This is a genomic window from Massilia antarctica (assembly GCF_015689335.1).
Taxonomy (GTDB): domain Bacteria; phylum Pseudomonadota; class Gammaproteobacteria; order Burkholderiales; family Burkholderiaceae_D; genus Telluria_A; species Telluria_A antarctica.
In genome coordinates this window covers 871,682-893,008 of sequence record NZ_CP065053.1, presented here as the reverse complement: position 1 = coordinate 893,008, position 21,327 = coordinate 871,682, and the positions used below count along the sequence as shown (strand labels likewise).

Sequence of the window (21,327 nt, the reverse complement as noted above, 5' to 3'; positions counted from 1 at the left end):
TGCCGCTCACTTGCCAGGGGTTAAATACTGCAACCGGCGATTATACAGCGCTTTTCGAAAGTAGCGCAACGTTGGCTGGGGTCAGACCCCGGTTTTTCAGTTAGGGGTCTGACCCCGGTGTGGCCAAGAACGCAATCAGGGGTCTGACCCCGGTGTTGCCAAAAATGAAAAAAGGACGGCCGCAGCCGTCCTTTCGCGATGCTTTCGGGGGATTTACCCGCCGCGGCGCATCATGTCGAAGAACTCATTGTTATTCTTCGTCGCCTTCATCTTGTCGAGGATGAACTCCATCGCTTCGATCTCGTCCATCGAGTACAGCAGCTTGCGCAGGATCCAGATCTTCTGCAACTGGTCGGCCTTGATCAGCAACTCTTCGCGGCGGGTACCCGATTTGTTCAGGTTAATCGCCGGATAAACGCGCTTCTCGGCCAGGCGGCGCTCGAGGTGGACTTCCATATTGCCGGTGCCCTTGAATTCCTCGTAAATCACGTCATCCATGCGCGAACCGGTTTCGATCAGCGCGGTGGCGATGATGGTCAGCGAGCCGCCTTCTTCGATATTGCGTGCCGCACCGAAGAAACGCTTCGGACGCTGCAGCGCATTCGCATCCACGCCGCCGGTCAGCACCTTGCCCGAAGCCGGGATCACGGTATTGTAGGCGCGCGCCAGGCGGGTGATCGAGTCCAGCAGGATGATCACGTCTTTCTTCATTTCGACCAGGCGCTTGGCCTTTTCGAGCACCATCTCGGCCACTTGCACGTGGCGCGTGGCCGGTTCGTCGAAGGTCGAGGCCACCACTTCGCCGCGCACCGAGCGCTGCATCTCGGTGACTTCTTCCGGCCGCTCGTCGATCAGCAGCACGATCAGGGTGCAGTCAGGGTGATTGGCGGTGATCGCGTGGGCGATGTGCTGCAAGATGACCGACTTGCCCGATTTCGGCGACGCCACCAGCAAGCCGCGCTGGCCTTTGCCGATCGGGGCGATCAGGTCGATGATGCGGCCGGTGATGTTTTCCTGGCCATTCATTTCGCGCTCGAGGCGCAGCGGCTCGTTCGGGTGCAGCGGGGTCAGGTTCTCGAACAGAATGCGGTGCTTGCTCGCTTCCGGAGATTCGCCATTGACCTTGTCGACCTTGACCAGCGCGAAATAGCGCTCGCCGTCTTTCGGGGTGCGCACTTCGCCTTCGATCGAATCGCCCGTGTGCAGGTTGAAACGGCGGATTTGCGAAGGCGAGATATAGATATCGTCGGTCGAGGCCATGTAGCTGGCATCGGGCGAGCGCAGAAAGCCGAAGCCGTCCGGCAGCACTTCGAGAGCGCCGTCGCCAAAAATCTGTTCGCCTGATTTCGCGCGCTTCTTGAGAATGGCGAACATCAGTTCTTGTTTGCGCAGGCGGGCTGCGTTGTCGATATCGAGGCCAATCGCCATCTCCAACAGAGCGGAGACGTGCATGGCCTTCAGTTCAGATAAGTGCATGAGTTGAGTCCCGTGACGGGAAGTAAAGGTAGGGGAGGGAACTGCGTGGGTTAATCATCTGGGAAGAAATCAGTCGAGGCCAAACGCTTCCCGGCCGGACAAGACGGCAGCGCGGGCGCGCTGCGGTCACGTTGTACTCTGTATTAAATATTGCTGTCGATGAAGGAGGTCAACTGACCCTTCGTCACCATGCCGATTTTCTTGGCCGCCACGACCCCGTTCTTGAACAGAATCAGGGTCGGAATGCCGCGGATCTCGAACTTGGGCGGTACGCCCTGGTTGGCATCCACATCCATCTTGGCGATGACCAGCTTGCCTTCGTATTCCTTGGCGACTTCTTCCAGGATCGGGGCGATCGCCTTGCAGGGACCGCACCACTCGGCCCAGAAATCGACCAGCACCGGACGGTCCGACTTGAGGACATCCGCTTCAAAAGATGCATCGCTAACGTGTTTAATATTTTCGCTCATGTTTTCCTCTAAATGAGGTAGGGGGTCAATAACGCCTGGGGGATAAGCCGACCCTGCTTCGGGGAATCTCGAACCGCCAGCCAGTTTCCTTTTTTATCTTGCAACACTATGGTGGTGACGGTGTGTGCAAATTCAATATAGGGAAGGGCGGCAGAGGGTGTCAGGCGGGGATTTAGCCGAAATAATAACCTATTTTCCCGAAACGGGAGAAAGATTGTACGAATTCTCTTGTCCGGGGCTGTCCGGCAGCAGCAGCGCGGCCAGCGCCGCCTGCAGTTCCTGGGCGCTGATCGGCTTCTTGAAGGCGCCCAGCACGTTCAGTCCGTGCGCCTTGGCCAGCCGCTCGGCCGCCTTGCGTACGCCGCTGTCCATGCCCGAAAGCAGCATCACGCCGCCGCCGAAGCCGCCCGCGGCGGCCGCCTGCATGAATTCGATGCCATCCATGTCCGGCATCGACAGGTCGCAGATCAGCAGGTCCGGCGCATCGAGCGCCAGGCTGGCCAGGGCGCGCCGCGCGTCCGATTCGGCGCGCACCTCGAAGCCGGCCGGGGGGCTGGCGGCGGCGCCGATATCGGCCAGCATGTCGCTCAGCAGTTCCAGCATAAAATGATCATCGTCCAGCAGCAGCACGCGGATGCGTGGGGCCGGGGCCTGTTTGGCGGGCTCGTCCATGGTTGTCTTTAGCGGCTGTTATTGTCGTTATTGTCGTCACGCTTTCTCGCGCGTGCCCTACTATTATCCCGGAAGTCGCCGCCGAACGGCAGGTGCGCGCGGTTTTTTTTAGGCGTCGCTGGCAAATGTCGTGTTCTGCATGATCTGCTCGGTAATCTGCGCCAGCAGCGGCCACAGCTGGGCGACCAGGGCCCTGGCCTCGGCCCGTTCGCTGGCCGGGCTGCCATGGGCCAGGTTTTCCAGGCGCAGGCACAATTCGCCCATGCCCATCGCCCCCACCGTGCGCGCCGACGACTTGATGCGGTGGCCCAGCTCGCGCACGCGCTGGACGTCGCCGGCCGCCAGCGCCGTTTCCATCTCGTCGAAGCCGGCCTGGGTGGTCTGCAGGAACTTGAAGGCGAACTTGCGCACCTTGTCCTGGTTGTAGCTGAGCAGCTTGGCCAGCACGGTCAGGTCGATCACCTCCGGGTCGCCGGCCACCGTGCGAAAGCCGGGCTGGGAGGGCGGGGCCGGCGCCTCCGCCGGCGCCGGCAGGCGCAGCGGCAGCCAGCGCGCCACCGTCTCGCACAGCAGCGCCGGCTGGATCGGTTTGCTGATGAAGTCGTCCATGCCGGCCTGCATGCAGCGTTCGCGGTCGGCGCTGGTGGCGTTGGCCGTCATGGCCAGCACGCGCAAGCCGGTCAGGCGCGGGTCGAGCCGGATCAGGCGCGTCGCCTGCAAGCCGTCCATGACCGGCATCTGCACATCCATCAGCACGCAGTCGAAACCGGTCTTGGCCAGCAGGTCGAGCGCTTCCAGGCCGTTTTGCGCCAGGCACACCACGCAGCCGGCCTCCTCCAGCATTTCGAGGGCGATCTGCTGGTTGAAGGTATTGTCCTCGACCAGCAGGATGCGCGCCCCGCGCAGCAGCGCATCCTGGCCCGGCGCGCGCGCGCTGGCCAGTGCCGCATCCTTGCCCATGTGCGGACCGACGGCGGCCGGATCGAGCTTGCCCACGCGCGCGGTGAACCAGAAGCAGCTGCCGCTGCCCGGCTGGCTCTCGACCCCGACCTCGCCCCCCATCAGCTGCGCCAGCTGCTTGCAGATCGCCAGTCCCAGGCCGGTGCCGCCGTACTCGCGCGTGGTCGAGGTGTCGGCCTGCTGGAACGACTGGAACAGCTTGGCCGTCTGCTCCGGGGTGAGGCCGATACCGTTGTCGCACACCTGGAAGCGCAGCAGGCAGTCGTCGGCACGGTCGTCGATATTGTCGATGCGGATCGTGATGCTGCCGCTGTCGGAAAACTTGATCGCATTGTGGGTGTAGTTGATCAGCACCTGGCCCAGGCGCAGCGGATCGCCCTGCAGCGCGGGCGGCAGTGCCGGATCGAGTTCGAACACCAGCGCCAGGTCCTTGGTGGCCGCCTTGGGCGCGACCACCGTGGACAGGGTCTGGATCACATGGTCGAGCGTAAAGGCGACCATTTCCACTTCCAGCTTGCCGGCCTCGATCTTGGAAAAATCGAGGATATCGTCGATGATGCCCAGCAGGTGCTCGCCGGCGAAGCGGATCTTCTCGATGTAGTCGCGCTGGCGCGGATTGAGGTCGGTCTTGAGTGCCAGGTAGGCCATGCCGATCACGCCGTTCATCGGCGTGCGGATTTCGTGGCTCATATTGGCCAGGAACTGGCCCTTGGCCATGCTGGCTTCCTCGGCCACCTTCTTGGCCTGGTCCAGCTGCGCGGTGCGCTGCTGCACGCGCTCTTCCAGGTGCTCGTTCAATTCGCGCAACTGCTGCTCGGTGCCCATGCTGGCGCTGATATCGACCATCATCGCGATCAGGTACTCGCTCTGGCCCTGCTCATTGCGGACCGGCTTGCGGATGGTGCGCACATGCAGCTCGCGTCCCAGGCGCGCGTTGTACACCGTACCCACGTCATCGAGCATCACGCCGCCGGCAAAGGCTTCGCGTTCGCGCGCGCTCAGCGTGCCGTGCGCGCCCTGGTCATCCCCGTCCAGCTGCGCCATGGTCAGGCCGAACTGGCTTTCGCAGGCGCTGTTCATCAAGGTCACGCGGCCCTCGGTATCCTTGATATACAGGCCGATCGGCATCATCTGCAAAATCTCGTGCAGGCGTGCCGCCAGCGCCTTGAGCGCCTGCTCGGCGCGCTCCCGCTCGCTGACGTCGCGCAGCGACACGATGGTCAAGGCATTGCCCTGCAACTGCAGCGGCGTGCGATTGACCTCGGCCGGAAACTGGCTGGCGTCGCGCCGCTGCGCCATGAGCACCTGGTTCGGCGGACCTGGTGTGCGCACACCAGGCGCAAGCTGCTCGGCCGGCATGCCGATCAGGGTATCGCGCGCATAGCCGAAGCTGCTCGCGCACAAATGGTTGACATGGCGGATGCGGCCCTCGCCATCGAGCACCAGCATCGCTTCCGGCGACGCCTCCAGCACCGCGCGCACGCGCGCCTCCTCGGCATGCTTGCGGTCGCCGATATCGGCCATGGTGCCGCTCACGCACAAGGCGCGCGACCCGGCATCGCGTTCGACCACGATGCCGCGGCCCAGCATCCACTTCCAGCGGCCATCCTTGCAGCGCATGCGGAACTCGCACGCCAGCACGTTGCCGCCGCCGGCCGCCGGCTTGAGGCAGGCCGACAGGTCGTGTTTCAGGCGCGCCACGTCTTCCGGATGCACATGCAGCAGCCAGGCGTTGAAATCGACCGCGAATTCATCCGGTCCATAGCCCAGCAACTCCTTGTAGCGGTCCGACAAAACCAGCTCGCCGCTATGCTGGACCCACTCCCAGGTGCCGTGGCCGGAACCGTCCAGCGCGAAGCGCAGCAGGTTCTCGCTGCTGGCCAGCTGCGCGCGCGTGGCGCCGAGCAGGGTGCGTTCGGCGCGCAGGGTGGCGCTCAGGCGCCGTACGCGCCACAGGGCCGCGCCGGCCACCAGCAGCAGCGCCGCCAGCGCCAGCGCGGCCAGGTACGGCGGCGGCCCGTCCGGGTGCGGCGCCTGGTACAGGAAGCCATCGAGCGAAAACCCGGACGGCAGCAGGCCAAGGCTGGCGTAGGCCGCCGCGATGGCGCGCCAGCGCTCCGGATTGCTGTAGCCCGGTTCCAGCATGTCCGCCTCCATCAGCGGCACGATGCCGCGCGCCTCGTACAGCAGGTGCTCGCGGCTGAGGCGATGCGGATAGCGCGCCCGGATCAGGTCCACCAGGTCGGCCTGGTGTGCCAGCGCATAGCTCCAGCCGCGCAGGGTGGCCGCGCGCATGGCGGCGGCGCGCGCCGGATGCTCGCGCAGTTCGGCCTCGCTGGTAAATAACAGGTCGCCGTAAAAATCGATGCCGGCCGAGCGCGGCGTAAGCATGACAACACGCGTGTGCTCGCGTTCGAGCAGGTAGGGCTGGTCGGTGCTGAAGGCCGACATGGCCGCCACCCGGCCGCTGGCCAGGTCGCCCACCTTATAACTATGGCGCACCTGCGCATAGTTGGCCAGCGGCGGGCCGCTTTTTTTCATGAACACCAGCAGCTCCACGCTGTTCGGCGAAATCATCACCGTGCCGGTGGGCGGCAACTGCGGCTTGCCATCCGCGCCGGCGCGTGCCAGCAGCACCGCAGGCGAATGCTGGAACACCGACGCCAGCACCACCACCGGCTTGCCGCGCGCGCGCGCCACCAGCAGGTTCGAATTGGCCACCCCATATTCGGCCGCGCCCGAGGTCACCGCCGACACCGCGTCGTCGCCGCGCTCGGCCTCGCGCAAGGTCACCTCCAGCCCCGCCTCGCGGTAAAAGCCCTGTTCCTGGGCCGCGTAATAGCCGGCGAACTGGAACTGGTGCTGCCACTTGAGCTGCACCAGGACCTTTTCCAGCGCCAGCGCGTCGGCGCACACCAGCGCCGCCGCCAGCAGCGCGCATGAGCGCAGCAAGCGCAGCAAGCGCAAGGCGGCGCGGGGGCGGGTGGACAAGAACGGAACAGGCATGGCGGGGCCATCCGAAGAGGAGTTAGGCTACCTCCATAGTAGCCATTTTTTGATCCAAGGGAATTTACCGACAGGAATCTATGTCTATTGTGCGGGAAAAAGTGTCGTATTTCTGCCGCGCGCTTGCTCAGCCGACCTTGCCGGTGAACTGATATAGCTGGCCGGGATGCCACATTGTCACGACCGACGCGATTTGTCCCAGCGCGTGCGTCTTGCGCTTGAGCACCAGACAACACTGGCGCGGCCCGATCGCCAGCATCGTGGCGATATCGCGCGGGGCGGGCAGGGCTTCGATGCTGTAGCTGGCGCTTTGCAGCGGGGCGGCCTTCATCAGGTGCTCGTTGGGGGTGATGGCGGAAAAATCCTCGGCCAGGTAGTCGGGGGCGCAGGCCGGATTGACCCAGCGGTCCTCGACCTGGATCGGCACCTCGTTCTCGAAGTGCACGATCACCGAATGAAACAGCGGCTGGCCATGCGCCAGCCCGAACTGCAGCGCCAGCAGCTCGCTGGCGCGGGCTTGTTCCAGCAGATGCAGGCCGCTGCGGTGACGGTGGCCGCGCGCGCGGATTTCATCGGCGATGCTGCGGATCTCGACCAGGGTGGCCTGGTACTTCTGCGGTGCCACATAGGTGCCCGAACCCTGGCGGCGGGTCAGCACCTGCTCGGCCGTCAGCTCGCGCACGGCGCGGTTGACGGTCATGCGCGAAACCCCGAACTGGCGCACCAGGGCCTGCTCGGACGGCACCACATCGCCCTCCTTCCAGCGGCCGGCGGCGATTTCGCCGAGCAGATAATCCTTGATACGCTGGAAAATCGGGGTCGTGTCTTGCGCAATCTGCTGTTCCAAACTACTCTCCGAAGGCCGGCTCAAAACCGGATTTTAGCACCGTGGGCGCGGCGCCCGATTCAAAAGCAAGCAGTGGGATGACCGCCGCCGCCGCGCCGCCTACGATGGGTGCCTGCGAATAGCATCGCCAACAGGAGCACCACCATGAAAGCAGCAATGAACATCAGCAGCACCAGCAGTAGCACCAGCAGCAGCGGCTACGACAGCGACGAGGCGCGCTGGGCCGCGGTACAGCGGCGCGACGGCGAGGCCGACGGCGTCTTTTATTACTCGGTACGCAGCACCGGCGTCTACTGCCGGCCCTCGTGCGGCGCGCGTGCCGCCCTGCGCGCCAACGTCGCCTTCCACGCCAGCGGCGCCGACGCCCAGCAGGCCGGGTTTCGGCCCTGCCTGCGCTGCAAGCCGGACCAGCCGCCGCTGGCCGAGCGCCACGCCCGCATCGTGGCGCAAGCCTGCCGCCTGATCGACACAAGCGAGGCCGGGCTCGACCTCGACAGCCTGGCCGAGGCATGCGGCATGAGCCGCTTCCATTTTCACCGCGTCTTCAAGCAGCACACCGGCATCACGCCCAAGGCCTACGCCGCCGCGCGCCGCGCCGGCAAGGTCGACGCCGGCCTGGCCGCCGCCGCCAGCGTCACCGAAGCCATTTACGCGGCCGGCTACAACTCCAGCGCACGCTTTTACGCCAGCGCCCCCGCGCGGCTCGGCATGACCCCGACCGCCTGGCGCGCCGGCGGCAGCGGCACCGTGATCCGCTTCGCGATCGGCGCCTGCTCGCTCGGCGCGATCCTGGTGGCATCCACCGACAAAGGCATCTGCGCGATCCTGATCGGCGACGACCCCGACTTGCTGGCGCGCGACCTGCAGGACCGCTTCCCCGCGGCCGACCTGCGCGGCGCCGACGCCGGCTTCGAAGCCACGATTGCGCGCGTGGTCGGGCTGGTCGAAGCGCCCGGCGTGGGCCTCGACCTGCCGCTCGACGTGCGCGGCACCGCCTTCCAGCAGCGCGTATGGCAGGCGCTGCGCGAGATTCCCGCTGGGCAGACCGTCAGCTATTCCGAACTGGCCGCGCGGATCGGCGTGCCGACGGGCGCGCGCGCGATTGCCGGCGCCTGCGCCGCCAATCCGGTCGCGGTGGCCATTCCCTGCCACCGGGTGGTGCGCACCGACGGTTCGCTGTCCGGCTACCGCTGGGGCGTCGAGCGCAAGCGCATTTTGCTCGAGCGCGAGAGCGAAGGCAGCGACGGTGGCGCGGCATGAGCGAGGCGATCGACTGGGACCGCATCGGCGCCGACCTCGATGCGCACGGATGCGCCGTGGTGCAAGGCTTGCTCGATGCGCAGGAATGCAGTGCCTATGCCGGCGCCTACGACGACCAGGCGCGCTACCGCAGCCGCGTGGTAATGGAGCGGCACGGCTTCGGGCGCGGCGAGTACCGCTATTTCGACTACCCGCTGCCCGAGCGCCTCGCCGAGCTGCGCACAGGGATGTACGGGCCGCTGGCGGGCATCGCCAACCGCTGGCATGGCGCGATGGGGATCGACACCCGCTTTCCGGCGCAGCACGACGCGTTTCTGGCGCGCTGCCACGCGGCGGGGCAGCGCCGGCCGACGCCCCTGATCCTGCGCTATCGCGAAGGCGACTACAACTGCCTGCACCAGGACCTGTACGGCGAACACGTGTTCCCCTTGCAGCTTGCGATACTGCTATCGCGGCCGGGAGAGGACTTCACGGGAGGCGAATTCGTGCTGACCGAACAGCGCCCGCGCATGCAATCGCGGGTCGAAGTGGTGGGGCTGGGGCAGGGCGACGCCGTGATATTCCCGGTGAACCAGCGGCCGGTCAACGGCACGCGCGGCCCCTACCGCGTCACGATGCGGCACGGCGTGAGCCGGGTGCGTTCCGGGCACCGCCACACCCTCGGCATCATCTTCCACGACGCCGAATAGTCCTACAACCGGGGTCCGACCTCTGATTCGAAATTTTTTGCTTGTGGCATATTTTTTTGCCACTTCAGCACTTAACCGGGGTCTGACCTCTGATTCGAAATTATTCCAGCCGGTTTAGTCTCGATGTCTCCCTTGGCGTCGCGGCATGACATCCTCACCACTGGCCCTTGCCATTCGCGCGATAAATTCTTCGTTTCCAAGGACCGCGTTGCGATTGGTAGCGTCGCGCACTTGCTCGATCATCGCCCACGGCATTTTCTCCAGAAACAATGCACGATAGCTGAGCTCGCGCTCCGAGTGTTCCGCCGCAAGCGCTGAATACAGCGCGTGTGGCTTGACAATGCGGCTCGCTTCCCCATACGCGTTTGCTTGATAACTCGACCATCGGTAGTCCAAGGGATGAGCCACAATGCCGGCTCGCACCGGATTGAGTTCGATATACCGTTGGCACACGAAAAAATAGTGATCTTCCTGAACCAGGCACGACCGATACCGTCCCTGCCACAAGGTGCCAATGCGCTGATGGCGGCGGTTGACATATTGAACGTAGCGTTCTCCAAGCGACTTCATCATGGCTGCCGGCGACGAGCTCGACTGCGGCGATACCAGCAAATGGATGTGGTTCGTCATCAGTACATAAGCGTGCACGCTGCAGCCCGCTTGTTCGGCGGCGATCCGTAGCAGATCGAGATAGACGAGATAGTCCGCCTCGACAAAAAAGCAGGGCAAGCGATTGTTGCCTCGTTGAATGATGTGTATGGGGACGTCGGGGACAATCAGGCGGTGTCGGCGTGGCATAAGGTGCTCTGGAAAAGGGAGTAGGGGATGAACAGGCTGCATCAGCGTAACGCCTTAAGCGACGTCATCTTGGGCTTGCATCAACTGCGCGCGTTTTGTTGCTAAACAGAGGTCAGACCCCGGTGGCGCCGTATGAAGATACTAAGTTGCAAACGGGAATTTAATTGCTAATCAGAGGTCAGACCCCGGTGCAGGTGCGCGGTCAAGCAACAAGTTGACGAGCAAGCAAAGCGCGCTACACTTTGGGCTTGCCCACCGAATGGAGAAATGATGCGCCCGATCCCTTTGCAGTGCTGTCTCGCCATCTTCGCCGTCCTCGGGGCGGCCGCGCCGGCGCAGGCGGACACCGTCCTCGATAACGCCAACGGCTATACCCTCGACAGCCGCAACGCGCTGCTGCGCTTCACGTCCCTGGCGTTCGATGACAAGGGCCGCATCCTGGCCGTCGGCAGCGCCGCCCAGACCCGCGCCAAAGCCCCCAAGGCGCGCCATATCGACCTGCTGGGAAAAACCGTCCTCCCCGGCCTGATCGACGCCCACGGCCACGTGTTCGGCTTGGGCGAGATGCTCACCCAGCTCGACCTGGCCGGCAGCGCCACCCTGGCCGATGCCCTGAAAGCCGCCGCCGACTACGCGCGCGCCAATCCCTCGCATCTTTGGCTGCGCGGCCGCGGCTGGAACCAGGAGATCTGGAAACTGGGCCGCTTTCCCACCGCCGCCGAACTCGATGGCGCCGTCGCCGACCGCCCCATCTGGCTCGAACGGGTCGACGGCCACGCCGGCTGGGCCAACACGCGCGCGCTGCAACTGGCGGGCATCACCAGGGACACCCCCGACCCCGCCGGCGGCAAGATCGTGCGCGATGCCGACGGCAATGCCAGCGGTGTCCTGGTCGACGCGGCCCAGGAACTGGTAGCGAAGGTGCTGCCGAAGCAGTCCGAAGCCCAGGCCAGGGTGGTCCTCGACCGCGCCCTGAAGCAGATCGCGCAAATGGGCCTGACCGGCGTGCACGACGCCGGCATCAACGCCAGCCAGGATGCGCTGTACCGCGATTACGCCGATCACGGCAAACTCAGCGCGCGCGTGTACGCCATGATCGGCGACGTCGGCGCCGACTTCGACCAGCTCTCGGCCAGGGGCCCGCTCAAGACCTACGCCAACGACCTGTATGCGCTGCGTGCGGTCAAGCTGTATGCGGACGGCGCCCTGGGCAGCCGCGGCGCGGCCCTGATCGCGCCCTACAGCGACGAACCCGCGTCGCACGGCCTGCTGTTCCGCCAGAACGCGGATATCTACGCGATGATGGACAAGGCCATGCGGCGCGGCTATCAGGTCAACGTGCACGCCATCGGCGACGCCGGCAACCGCCAGATCCTGGACGGCTACCAGCAACTGATCCCACGCTATCAGGGTGCCGCGCTGCGCCACCGCATCGAGCACGCGCAAGTGGTGGCACCGTCCGACATCGCGCGCTTCAAGACCATCGGCATCGTGCCGTCGATGCAGCCGACCCACGCCACGTCCGACATGAACATGGCCGAACAGCGCGTCGGCCCGCAGCGCATCAAGGGCGCCTACGCCTGGCGCACGTTTCTCAAGCAAGGCTCGCGCATCGCCTGCGGCTCGGACTTCCCGGTGGAGTCGTCCAACCCCTTCTTCGGCATCCACGCGGCCGTCACGCGCCAGGATGCGGCCGGCCGGCCAGCCGCCGGCTGGTATGCCAACGAGGCCATGACGCTCAAGGAAGCGCTGCGCTGCTTCACCCTGGACGCGGCCTGGGCCGGCCATCAGGAAAAATTCACCGGCTCGCTGGAGAAGGGCAAGTGGGCCGATTTCATCGTCGTCGACCAGGACCTGTTCACCATGCCGGCGGCCGAACTCCACAAGGTCGGCGTGCTGCAAACCTGGGTCGGCGGCCGGCAGGTGTTCAGCAAAGAGTGACAAGGAAAAGAGCGGCGGGGGGGTGCATAAATGATTTGACTTGGTTGTATATACAACTTAGACTTTGAAGCTGCAGGGGGCGCGTGCCGCCTGCGCACGCGCCTGCCCCTAAACTCTTGAAGGAGATGCCATGACCACCGATCCGACCAGTTTCGATGACGATCCCCGCTTCGACGCCAGCCGCACGATCCGCGCCCCGCGCGGCACTGAACTGGCTTGTAAAAGCTGGCTGACGGAGGCGGCCTACCGCATGATCCAGAATAATCTGGATGCGGAGGTGGCGGAAAATCCCAAGCATCTGGTGGTCTACGGCGGCATCGGCCGCGCGGCGCGCAACTGGGCCTGCTATGACCAGATCCTCGCCTCCCTGCGCGAACTGGAAGACGACCAGACCTTGCTGATCCAGTCCGGCAAGCCGGTCGGCGTGTTCCAGACCCACCCGGACGCGCCGCGCGTCCTGATCGCCAACTCGAACCTGGTGCCCAAGTGGGCCAACTGGGAACACTTCAACGAACTCGATCGCAAGGGCTTGTTCATGTACGGGCAAATGACGGCCGGCAGCTGGATCTATATCGGCACCCAGGGCATCGTGCAGGGCACCTACGAAACCTTCGCCGAGGCAGGGCGCCAGCATTTCGGCGGCGACTGGGGCGGACGCTGGATTCTCACGGCGGGCCTGGGCGGCATGGGCGGCGCGCAGCCGCTGGCGGCGACCTTCGCCGGCGCGGTCTCGCTCAATATCGAGTGCCAGCAAAGCAGCATCGACTTCCGCCTGCGCACGCGCTACCTGGACAAGCAGGCCGCCGACATCGACGACGCCATCGCCCTGATCAAGCAGCACACGGCCGCGCGCGAAGCGGTGTCGATCGGCTTGCTGGGCAACGCGGCCGACGTGCTGCCGGAACTGGTGCGGCGCGCCAAGGCGGGCGGCCTGGTGCCGGACATGGTGACCGACCAGACCTCGGCGCATGACCTGATCAACGGCTACCTGCCGCGCGGCTGGACGGTGGAGCAGTGGAAGGCGGCCCAGAAGGATCCGTCGCAGCACGCGCGCCTGACCGCCGAGGCGGCGGCGTCGTGCGCGGTGCATGTGCAGGCCATCCTCGACTTCCACGCGATGGGCGTGAAGGCGGTCGATTACGGCAACAACATCCGCCAGGTGGCGAAGGACCAGGGGGTGACGGACGCCTTCGCCTTCCCGGGCTTCGTGCCGGCCTATATCCGGCCGCAGTTCTGCGAGGGCCGTGGCCCGTTTCGCTGGGTGGCGCTGTCGGGCGACCCGGAAGATATCTACAAGACCGATGCCAAGATCAAGGAGCTGTTCCCCGAGCAGAAGCAGGTGCACCACTGGCTCGACATGGCGCGCGAGCGCATCGCTTTCCAGGGCCTGCCGGCGCGCATCTGCTGGCTGGGCTTGGGCGAGCGCCACATCGCCGGCCTGGCCTTCAACGAGATGGTGCGCACGGGTGAACTGAAGGCGCCCATCGTCATCGGGCGCGATCACCTCGATACCGGCTCGGTCGCCAGCCCGAACCGCGAAACGGAAGCCATGCGCGACGGCACCGATGCGGTGTCCGACTGGCCGCTCCTGAACGCGCTGCTCAATACCGCCGGCGGCGCCACCTGGGTGTCGCTGCATCACGGCGGCGGCGTCGGCATGGGTTACTCGCAGCATTCGGGCGTGGTCATCGTGGCCGACGGCACCGACGCCGCCGCCAAACGGCTGGCGCGGGTGCTGGTCAACGACAGCGGTTCTGGTGTCATGCGCCACGCCGACGCCGGCTACGAAACGGCAATCGCCTGCGCCAAGCGCAATGGCCTGAACCTGCCGATGGTCCCGTAACTCCGCCAATCACGCATATCTGAACAGAGCAAACATGAACACGACTTCAAACAAGAGCTGGACCCTCACTCCCGGCGCGATGACCCTGGCCGATCTGCGCGCCGTCTGGGCCGCCCCAGGCGCGCTCACCCTGGCGCCATCGGCATACCCGGCCATCCTGGCGTCGGCCGCGGCGGTGGACGCCATCGTCGCCAAGGGCGATGCCGCCTATGGCATCAACACCGGTTTCGGCATCCTGGCCAAGACCCGCATTCCGGACGAAAAGCTGGAAGAACTGCAGCGCAACCTGATCCTGTCGCACTCGGTCGGCACCGGCGCGCTGCTGTCGGATGCGGTGGTGCGCCTGATCGTGCTGATGAAAATCGGCAGCTTGGCGCGCGGCTTTTCGGGCGTGCGCCCACTCATCATCGATACCCTGATCGCGCTGTACAACGCGGGCATCATGCCGGCCATTCCGGCCAAGGGTTCGGTCGGCGCCTCGGGCGACCTGGCGCCGCTGGCGCACATGACCCTGGCCATGCTGGGCGTGGGCCAGGTGCGCGTGAACGGCGAGCTGCAGGGCGCGCTTGATGCGCTCAAGGCTGCCGGCATCGAGCCGGTGGTGCTGGGTCCCAAGGAAGGGCTGGCGCTGATCAACGGCACCCAGGTCTCGACCGCGCTGGCGCTGCATGGCCTGTTCATGACCGAGCGCCTGCTGGAAGCGGCCATGGTGGCCGGTTCCCTGTCGCTCGATGCTGCCAAGGGCAGCGATGCGCCGTTCGACGCGCGTGTGCATGAAGTGCGCGGCCAGCCGGGCCAGATCGCGGCGGCCGCCATCTATCGCCAACTGGTGGCGTCGAGCGCGATCCGCGCCTCGCACCTGGTCGGCGACGAGCGCGTGCAAGACCCGTACAGCCTGCGCTGCCAGCCGCAAGTCATGGGCGCGATCATCGACCTGATCGCGAACGTGTCGCGCACCCTGCTGATCGAAGCCAATGCCGTCACCGACAATCCGCTGATCTTCGCCGACACCGGCGAGATTATCTCGGGCGGCAATTTCCACGCCGAGCCGGTCGCCTTCGCGGCCGACACCTTGGCGCTGGCGATCGCCGAAATCGGCGGCCTGGCCGAGCGCCGCATCGCGCTGCTGATCGACGCCACCTTGTCCGGCCTGCCGCCGTTCCTGGTGCGCGAGCCGGGTGTCAATTCGGGCTTCATGATCGCCCACGTGACCGCCGCCGCGCTGGCGTCGGAAAACAAGTCGCTGGCCCATCCGGCCAGCGTGGACAGCCTGCCCACTTCCGCCAACCAGGAAGACCATGTGAGCATGGCCACCTTTGCGGCGCGCCGCCTGGACGACATGGCGCACAATACGGCGGTGATTGTCGCCATCGAGCTGCTGGCGGCGGCGCAGGGGATCGATTTCCACCGTCCGCTCACCTCCTCGCCGCACCTGGAGCACGTGCACCAGCAATTGCGCCAGAAGGTGCCGTTTTTTGACGCCGACCGCTTCTTTGCCCCGGATATCGAGGCGGCGCGCCAGATGGTGCTGGACGGCGAGTTGAGCGCTTCGTGCAAACCGCTGTTCGCGGCGCTGTACAGCGCTGTGCCTTCGCATTGATAATCAGGCCATAATGCAAAAAATGTAAAGGTGGGCGAACATGGATTTTGACTTCAAGGCGGGCAGTATTCCATTGCTGGTGTCGATGCCGCACGTGGGCACCGATATCCCGGACGACATCGCGGCGCGCCTGTCGCCCGAGGCACTGGCCCGTCCCGACACCGATTGGCACCTGGCGCAGCTGTACGGCTTTTTGCAGGACATGGGCGCCTCGACCCTTTCGGCGCGCTGGTCGCGCTATGTGATCGACCTGAATCGCCCGCCGGAAGACACCAATCTGTATCCGGGGCTGGACACGACCGGGCTTTGTCCGGTCGACACCTTCGCCAACAACGCGCTGTATCTGGATGGCCAGGCGCCAGACGAGCATGACGTGCGCGGACGGCTGGTGCGCTACTGGCAGCCGTATCACCGCCAGCTGCGCGCCGAAATCGACCGCCTGCTGGCGCTGCACGGCAGGGTGGTGCTGTGGGACGCCCATTCGATCGCCTCGGTGGTGCCGCGCTTTTTCGAGGGGCGCCTGCCGGACCTCAATTTCGGCAGCGCCCAGGGCACCTCGTGCGCGCCGGGACTGGAACAGGCCGTGGTGGGCGTGGCGCGCTCGCAGGACCGTTTTTCGGTGGCCGTCAACGGGCGTTTCAAGGGTGGCTACATCACGCGCCATTACGGCCAGCCCGGCGTGAACGTGCATGCGATCCAGCTGGAGATGTGCCAGGACCTGTACATGGACGAACACGCACCGTTCGCGTACCGTTCCGAGATTGCGGCCGCGGTCCAGCCGCTGCTGCGCCAACTCACCGAAGCGGCGCTGGACTGGGTGCGGACATGAGCGAGCCTCGTGTCCTGTTTGCGCGCCATGCCCTGCTGGCGCACGGCTGGGAGGCCAATGTCCTGATCGAATGGGGGGCCGGCGGCACCCTGCTGACGGTGGCGCCGGGCGCCGTGCACGCCGGCGAGCCGATGGCCGACCTGGTCTTGCCCGGCATGGTCAACCTGCATTCGCACGCCTTCCAGCGCGCCCTTGGCGGCCTGACCGAAACCGCGGGCGAGGGGCCGGACAGTTTCTGGACCTGGCGCCAGCTGATGTACCGCTTCGCGCGCCAAATGACGCCGGAGCATATCGAAGCCATCGCCGCGCAGCTGTTCTCGGAATGCCTGCGCCACGGTTACACCTCGGTGTGCGAATTTCATTATGTGCAGCGCGACCAGGACGGCGTCATGTACGCGCGGCCGGCGGAAACGGCCGAAAGGGTCGTCGCCGCCGCGCAGTTGACCGGCATGGGCGTGACCATGCTGCCGGTGTTGTACAGCTATGCCGGCTTTGGCGAAAAACCGCTGGCGCCGGAGCAGCAGCGCTTCCGTACCAATGCCGCCGACGTGCTGCGCATCGTCGACTCTCTCGAACCCTTGCGCAGCGGCCAGGTCGAAGTCGGGGTGGCGCCGCATTCGCTGCGCGCGGCTTCGCTCGGGCAGATCCGCGAGGTGCTGGCGGTACTGCCGGCCGACCGTCCGCTGCATATCCACATCGCCGAGCAGCAGGGCGAAGTGGAGCAGTGCCTGGCGTTCAGCGGCCAGCGCCCGGTGCGTTACCTGATGGATCAGGTGGCGCTCGATGCGCGCTGGTGCCTGGTGCACGCCACGCACCTGGACGATGGCGAGGTGGCCGCGCTGGCCGCCCGCAGTGCCGTGGCGGGTCTGTGCCCGACCACGGAGGCGAACCTGGGCGACGGCCTGTTCCCGCTCGCGCCATTCCTGGCGGCCGGCGGGCGCATCGGCATCGGCAGCGACAGCCACGTGTCGCAGTCGCCGGTGGAGGAATTGCGCTGGCTCGAATACGGCCAGCGCCTGCTGCACCAGAAGCGCAATGTGGCGGCGTCTCCAACGCAGCGCCGCGTCGGCGACTTCTTGTGGCAAAGTGCCTTGCATGGCGGCGCGCAAGCCAGCGGCCGCCCGGTGGGCGTGCTGGCAACGGGCAAACGGGCCGACCTGCTGGTGCTCGACAGCGACCATCCCAACCTCGCCGGCATCGGCGCGGAGGATGTGCTGGGCAGCTTCATTTTCTGTGGTAACGACAATCTTGTCAGGGATGTGATGGTGGGCGGCCGCTGGGTCGTGCGCAATCGCGAGCACATTGCGCAAGGGGCGATTGCGCAGCGCTACAAACAGACCATCGCCGAACTGCGCAGGCTACGACCATGACCGTTCTGATTCCCTTTGCCAGCCTGGAAGCCTCCTCGTGGAAAAACGGCGGCGGCAGCACCACCGAAATCGCGATCTCGCCGCCGCTGGCGGAGCAGGGCAGCTTCGACTGGCGTATCAGCCTCGCCACCATCGCCAGCAGCGGGCCGTTCTCGGTCTTTGCCGGCATCGACCGCACCCTGGCGCTGGTCGACGGCCCCGGTGTCACGCTCGACATCGATGGCGATAGCCGCTTTGTGCTTGGCGACGAGGACCCGGTGCTGGAGTTTGCCGGCGAATCGCAGGTCGTCGCCACCGTCGGTGCGCTGCCGACCACGGATTTCAACGTCATGACGCGGCGCGCAAGCTGCCGTCACCAGTTGGGCAAGCGCAGCCTGTCGGGCACGTCCGGCTTTGCCACGCGCGCCGACGTGACGGTCTTGTTCCTGGCCGAAGGCGAGAGCCTGGAAGTGAGCAGCGACGATGAACGGATCGGCATGGTGCGCTACGACGCGGTGCTGTTCGAGGGCGAATCCGTCTGGACCCTGGAGGCGGGCCAGGCGACGATCTTCATCGTCGATATTTACTTCAACCAGGACTAGCCGATGACCATCTGCGATTCGCGATGCGACGCGCTCTTTACCAATGTGCACCTGGCCACCATGGAGCAGGGCTACGGCGAGCTGCGCGACGGCGCGATCGCGGTGCTGGACGGGCGTATCGCTTGGCTCGGGCCGCGCGCCGAGGCGCCGCCGGCCGCCACCGTGCACGATGGCGGCGGCTGCTGGCTCACGCCCGGCCTGGTCGACTGTCACACACATATTGTCCACGCGGGCAACCGCAGCGATGAATTCGAGGCGCGCCTGAACGGCGCCACCTATGAAGACATCGCCAAGGCCGGCGGCGGCATCATGTCGACCGTGCGCGCCACCCGCGCCGCATCGGAAGACGAACTGCTGCGCCAGAGCCTTCCGCGCGTGGCCAGCCTGCTGGCCGAAGGCGTGACCACGCTCGAAATCAAGTCCGGCTACGGCTTGAGCCTGGACGACGAGGCCAAGATGCTGCGCGTGGCGCGCCGCGTGGGGCAGGTGCTGCCGGTGAGCGTGTCCGCCACCTTCCTGGGGGCGCACGCGCTGCCGCCGGAATTCGCCGGCCGTGCCGACGATTACGTCGATGAGATCTGCCAGCGCATGCTGCCGCAACTGGCGGCGCTGGGCCTGGCCGACGCGGTCGACGCCTTTTGCGAGCGCATCGGCTTCTCCGCCGCCCAGACCGAGCGCATTTTCGAGGCCGCGCGGCGCCATGGCATGCCGGTCAAGCTGCACGCGGAGCAGTTGTCGGACCAGGGCGGGGCCGAGCTGGTGGCGCGCTTCGGTGGGCTCTCGGCCGACCACCTCGAACACCTGGGCATCGAGGGCATTTCCGCGATGGCGGCATCGGGTACGGTGGCGGTGCTGCTGCCTGGCGCCTATTACTTCCTGCGCGATACCGTGCAGCCGCCGGTGGCGGCCCTGCGCGCGGCCGGCGTGCCGATGGCGGTGGCCACCGACTGCAATCCCGGCACCTCGCCGATGACGTCGATCCTGCTGGCGATGAACATGGCGTGCACCCTGTGGAGGGTGACGCCGCAGGAGGCGCTGGCCGGCACCACCATCCACGCCGCGCGCGCGCTCGGGCGCGCTGCCGACATCGGCTCGCTGGCGCTCGGCAAGCGCGCCGACTTCGCGCTGTGGGAGATCGCGCGGCCGGCCGACCTGTCGTATGCGATCGGCTTCAATCCCTGCCGCGCGGTGGTCAATGCGGGCGTGCTGCGCAAACCGGTGGTAAGCTTGCCCGACTAAACTTTCGGGAGAGTGCCGTGCGCACCTTTTTTGCCACGGCCTTGCGCTGGCTATCTGTCTTTACGTTCGTCCTCGCGGGCGCCGCCACGGCGGCCGACGCCGAACCCCTGCGCGTCGGTTCCAAGCGCTTTACCGAGTCGTACATCCTGGGCGAGGTACTGACCCAGACCGCGGCCGCCCACGGCGCCAGGGCCGAACACCGCCAGGGCCTGGGCAATACCGCCATCGTGCTCGCTGCCCTGCAGGGCGGCAGCATCGACGTGTATCCCGAATATATGGGCACGATCGACCTCGAAATCCTCAAGAACACCCGCGCCAGTTCGCTCGAACAGATGCGCGCGGCCCTGAAACCCATGGGCCTGGGCGTGGCGCTGCCGCTGGGCTTTAACAATACCTATGCGCTGGCCATGCGCGGCGATAGCAAGGGCATCGATAGCCTGTCGGACCTGGCGCGCCAGCCGGCGCTCAAGCTCGGCCTGTCGCACGAATTCATCGGCCGCGCCGATGGCTGGCCGGGCCTCAAGCAGCGCTATGGCCTGCCGCACATGCCGCGCGGCCTCGATCACGGCATCGCCTACGAGGCCCTGGCCCAGCGCCAAGTGGACGTGATCGATATCTACTCGACCGACGCCAAGATAGGCCAGTACGGCCTGCGCGTGCTCAAGGACGATCTGGCTTATTTTCCGCGCTACGACGCCATGCTGCTGTACCGGCTCGATGCGCCGCAGCGCTTTCCGAAGGCGTGGGCGGCCATCGCCAAACTGGAAGGACGCATCACGGCCGAACAGATGATCGCCATGAATGCGCAGGTGGAACTGGAAGGGAAGAGCTTCGCGGCCGTCGCCAAAAACTGGCTGACCCCGGCCACCGCCGCGCCGGGCGCAGCGCGCGCCGGCCTGATGAACAAGATGTTCGACACAAGCCTGTGGACCCTGACCCGCCAGCATGTGGTGCTGGTGCTGGCATCGGTGGTGCTCGCTTGCCTGGTCGGCATTCCGCTGGGGATCGTGGCCGCTTTCGCGCCGCGCCTGCGCCAAACGGTGCTGGCGCTGGCTGGCATGCTGCAGACGGTGCCGTCCCTGGCCTTGCTGGCCATCCTGATCCCGCTACTGGGCATGATCGGCACCGTGCCGGCGCTGGTGGCGCTGTTCGTGTACGCGCTGCTGCCGATCGTGCGCAACACCTGTACCGGCCTGTTGGGTGTGCCGCAGGGCTTGCGCACGGCGGCGCAGGCGCTCGGGCTGGACCGGCGCGCGACCCTGGTCCATGTCGAGCTGCCGCTGGCATTGCCGGTGATTCTTGCTGGCATCAAGACCGCGGCGGTGATGAGCGTGGGGACGGCGACGATCGCGGCTTTCATCGGCGCCGGCGGCTTTGGCGAGCGCATCACGATTGGCCTCGCCCTCAACGATAACGATATGTTGCTGGCAGGCGCGATTCCGGCAGCGCTGCTGGCTTTGCTGACACAGGGACTGTTTGAAGCAGGAGAACGCTTGATCGCGCGCCGCCGCTAAGCTTGCCTGGGCCGCACGCTCGCGCGTTCGTTTGCGTCCCGTCAAGCCCGCCGTTTTCGGGAGGATAATAATTGCTTACAACAAGTTACGGCTTTTAAACAGAGGTAAGCAATTGTAAAGGCCACAGAATTGCGCCCAGCCGCCCACTATAGTGAAGCTGTAGATTGTCTCCAGTCTCCCCTCCCCATTCTAAAAAAATGGGTTTGCCCACGGTGATTTTAGCCCGTGGGCT

The 21,327-nt window shown here is 65.9% G+C and carries 16 protein-coding genes; 10 read left to right on the top strand and 6 right to left on the bottom strand.

The window, feature by feature from the left end:
- Positions 1–213: 213 nt before the first annotated feature.
- From rho to hutC, 5 genes are all read right to left on the bottom strand, one after another.
- Complete coding sequence (rho, locus tag IV454_RS04000) at positions 214–1,476, bottom strand: transcription termination factor Rho (protein WP_054268339.1); 1,263 nt, start codon at positions 1,474–1,476, stop codon at positions 214–216.
- Positions 1,477–1,619: 143 nt separating this feature from the next.
- The gene (trxA, locus tag IV454_RS03995; RefSeq protein WP_054268340.1) at positions 1,620–1,946 is read right to left on the bottom strand and encodes a thioredoxin TrxA; all 327 of its coding nucleotides are present in this window, start codon (positions 1,944–1,946) and stop codon (positions 1,620–1,622) included.
- Positions 1,947–2,135: 189 nt separating this feature from the next.
- Positions 2,136–2,618 carry a response regulator gene (locus IV454_RS03990; RefSeq protein WP_054268341.1) on the bottom strand — a complete coding sequence of 161 codons (483 nt, stop codon included), beginning with the start codon at positions 2,616–2,618 and terminating at the stop codon, positions 2,136–2,138.
- Between the two features lie 108 nt (positions 2,619–2,726).
- On the bottom strand, positions 2,727–6,584 hold the full coding sequence (locus tag IV454_RS03985) for an ABC transporter substrate-binding protein (protein ID WP_206090423.1): 3,858 nt from the start codon (positions 6,582–6,584) through the stop codon (positions 2,727–2,729).
- A gap of 127 nt (positions 6,585–6,711) precedes the next feature.
- Positions 6,712–7,431, bottom strand: a complete 720-nt coding sequence (gene hutC, locus IV454_RS03980; protein WP_206090422.1) for a histidine utilization transcriptional repressor HutC — start codon at positions 7,429–7,431, stop codon at positions 6,712–6,714.
- 144 nt (positions 7,432–7,575) lie between these two features.
- On the opposite strand from hutC, the gene ada reads away from it, so the two are divergent.
- A complete protein-coding gene (gene ada / locus IV454_RS03975) occupies positions 7,576–8,691 on the top strand; it encodes a bifunctional DNA-binding transcriptional regulator/O6-methylguanine-DNA methyltransferase Ada (RefSeq protein ID WP_206090421.1) in 1,116 nt (371 codons plus the stop codon).
- The gene (locus IV454_RS03970) at positions 8,688–9,380 is read left to right on the top strand and encodes a 2OG-Fe(II) oxygenase (RefSeq protein ID WP_206090420.1); all 693 of its coding nucleotides are present in this window, start codon (positions 8,688–8,690) and stop codon (positions 9,378–9,380) included. The genes ada and IV454_RS03970 overlap by 4 nt, the downstream gene beginning before the upstream one ends.
- Before the next feature lie 114 nt (positions 9,381–9,494).
- Here the strand turns inward: IV454_RS03970 and IV454_RS03965 are convergent, their stop codons facing one another.
- Positions 9,495–10,178, bottom strand: a complete 684-nt coding sequence (locus tag IV454_RS03965; RefSeq protein WP_206090419.1) for a transposase — start codon at positions 10,176–10,178, stop codon at positions 9,495–9,497.
- Between the two features lie 270 nt (positions 10,179–10,448).
- On the opposite strand from IV454_RS03965, the gene IV454_RS03960 reads away from it, so the two are divergent.
- From IV454_RS03960 to IV454_RS03925, 8 genes are all read left to right on the top strand, one after another.
- A complete protein-coding gene (locus IV454_RS03960; protein WP_229522051.1) occupies positions 10,449–12,119 on the top strand; it encodes an amidohydrolase in 1,671 nt (556 codons plus the stop codon).
- Between the two features lie 130 nt (positions 12,120–12,249).
- Entirely contained in the window at positions 12,250–13,962 is a 1,713-nt protein-coding gene (gene hutU, locus IV454_RS03955; protein ID WP_206090417.1) for a urocanate hydratase, read from the top strand.
- Between the two features lie 34 nt (positions 13,963–13,996).
- The gene (gene hutH / locus IV454_RS03950) at positions 13,997–15,562 is read left to right on the top strand and encodes a histidine ammonia-lyase (RefSeq protein ID WP_206090416.1); all 1,566 of its coding nucleotides are present in this window, start codon (positions 13,997–13,999) and stop codon (positions 15,560–15,562) included.
- 40 nt (positions 15,563–15,602) lie between these two features.
- A complete protein-coding gene (gene hutG, locus IV454_RS03945) occupies positions 15,603–16,391 on the top strand; it encodes an N-formylglutamate deformylase (RefSeq protein ID WP_206090415.1) in 789 nt (262 codons plus the stop codon).
- Positions 16,388–17,761 carry a formimidoylglutamate deiminase gene (locus tag IV454_RS03940; RefSeq protein WP_206090414.1) on the top strand — a complete coding sequence of 458 codons (1,374 nt, stop codon included), beginning with the start codon at positions 16,388–16,390 and terminating at the stop codon, positions 17,759–17,761. The genes hutG and IV454_RS03940 overlap by 4 nt, the downstream gene beginning before the upstream one ends.
- On the top strand, positions 17,758–18,342 hold the full coding sequence (locus tag IV454_RS03935; protein WP_206090413.1) for a HutD/Ves family protein: 585 nt from the start codon (positions 17,758–17,760) through the stop codon (positions 18,340–18,342). Before IV454_RS03940 ends, IV454_RS03935 begins: the two co-directional genes overlap by 4 nt.
- Positions 18,343–18,345: 3 nt before the next feature.
- Positions 18,346–19,581: an imidazolonepropionase gene (gene hutI, locus IV454_RS03930; protein ID WP_054268352.1), complete on the top strand. Its 1,236-nt coding sequence runs from the start codon at positions 18,346–18,348 to the stop codon at positions 19,579–19,581.
- Between the two features lie 17 nt (positions 19,582–19,598).
- Positions 19,599–21,095: an ABC transporter permease/substrate-binding protein gene (locus IV454_RS03925; protein WP_206090412.1), complete on the top strand. Its 1,497-nt coding sequence runs from the start codon at positions 19,599–19,601 to the stop codon at positions 21,093–21,095.
- Positions 21,096–21,327: the final 232 nt, after the last annotated feature.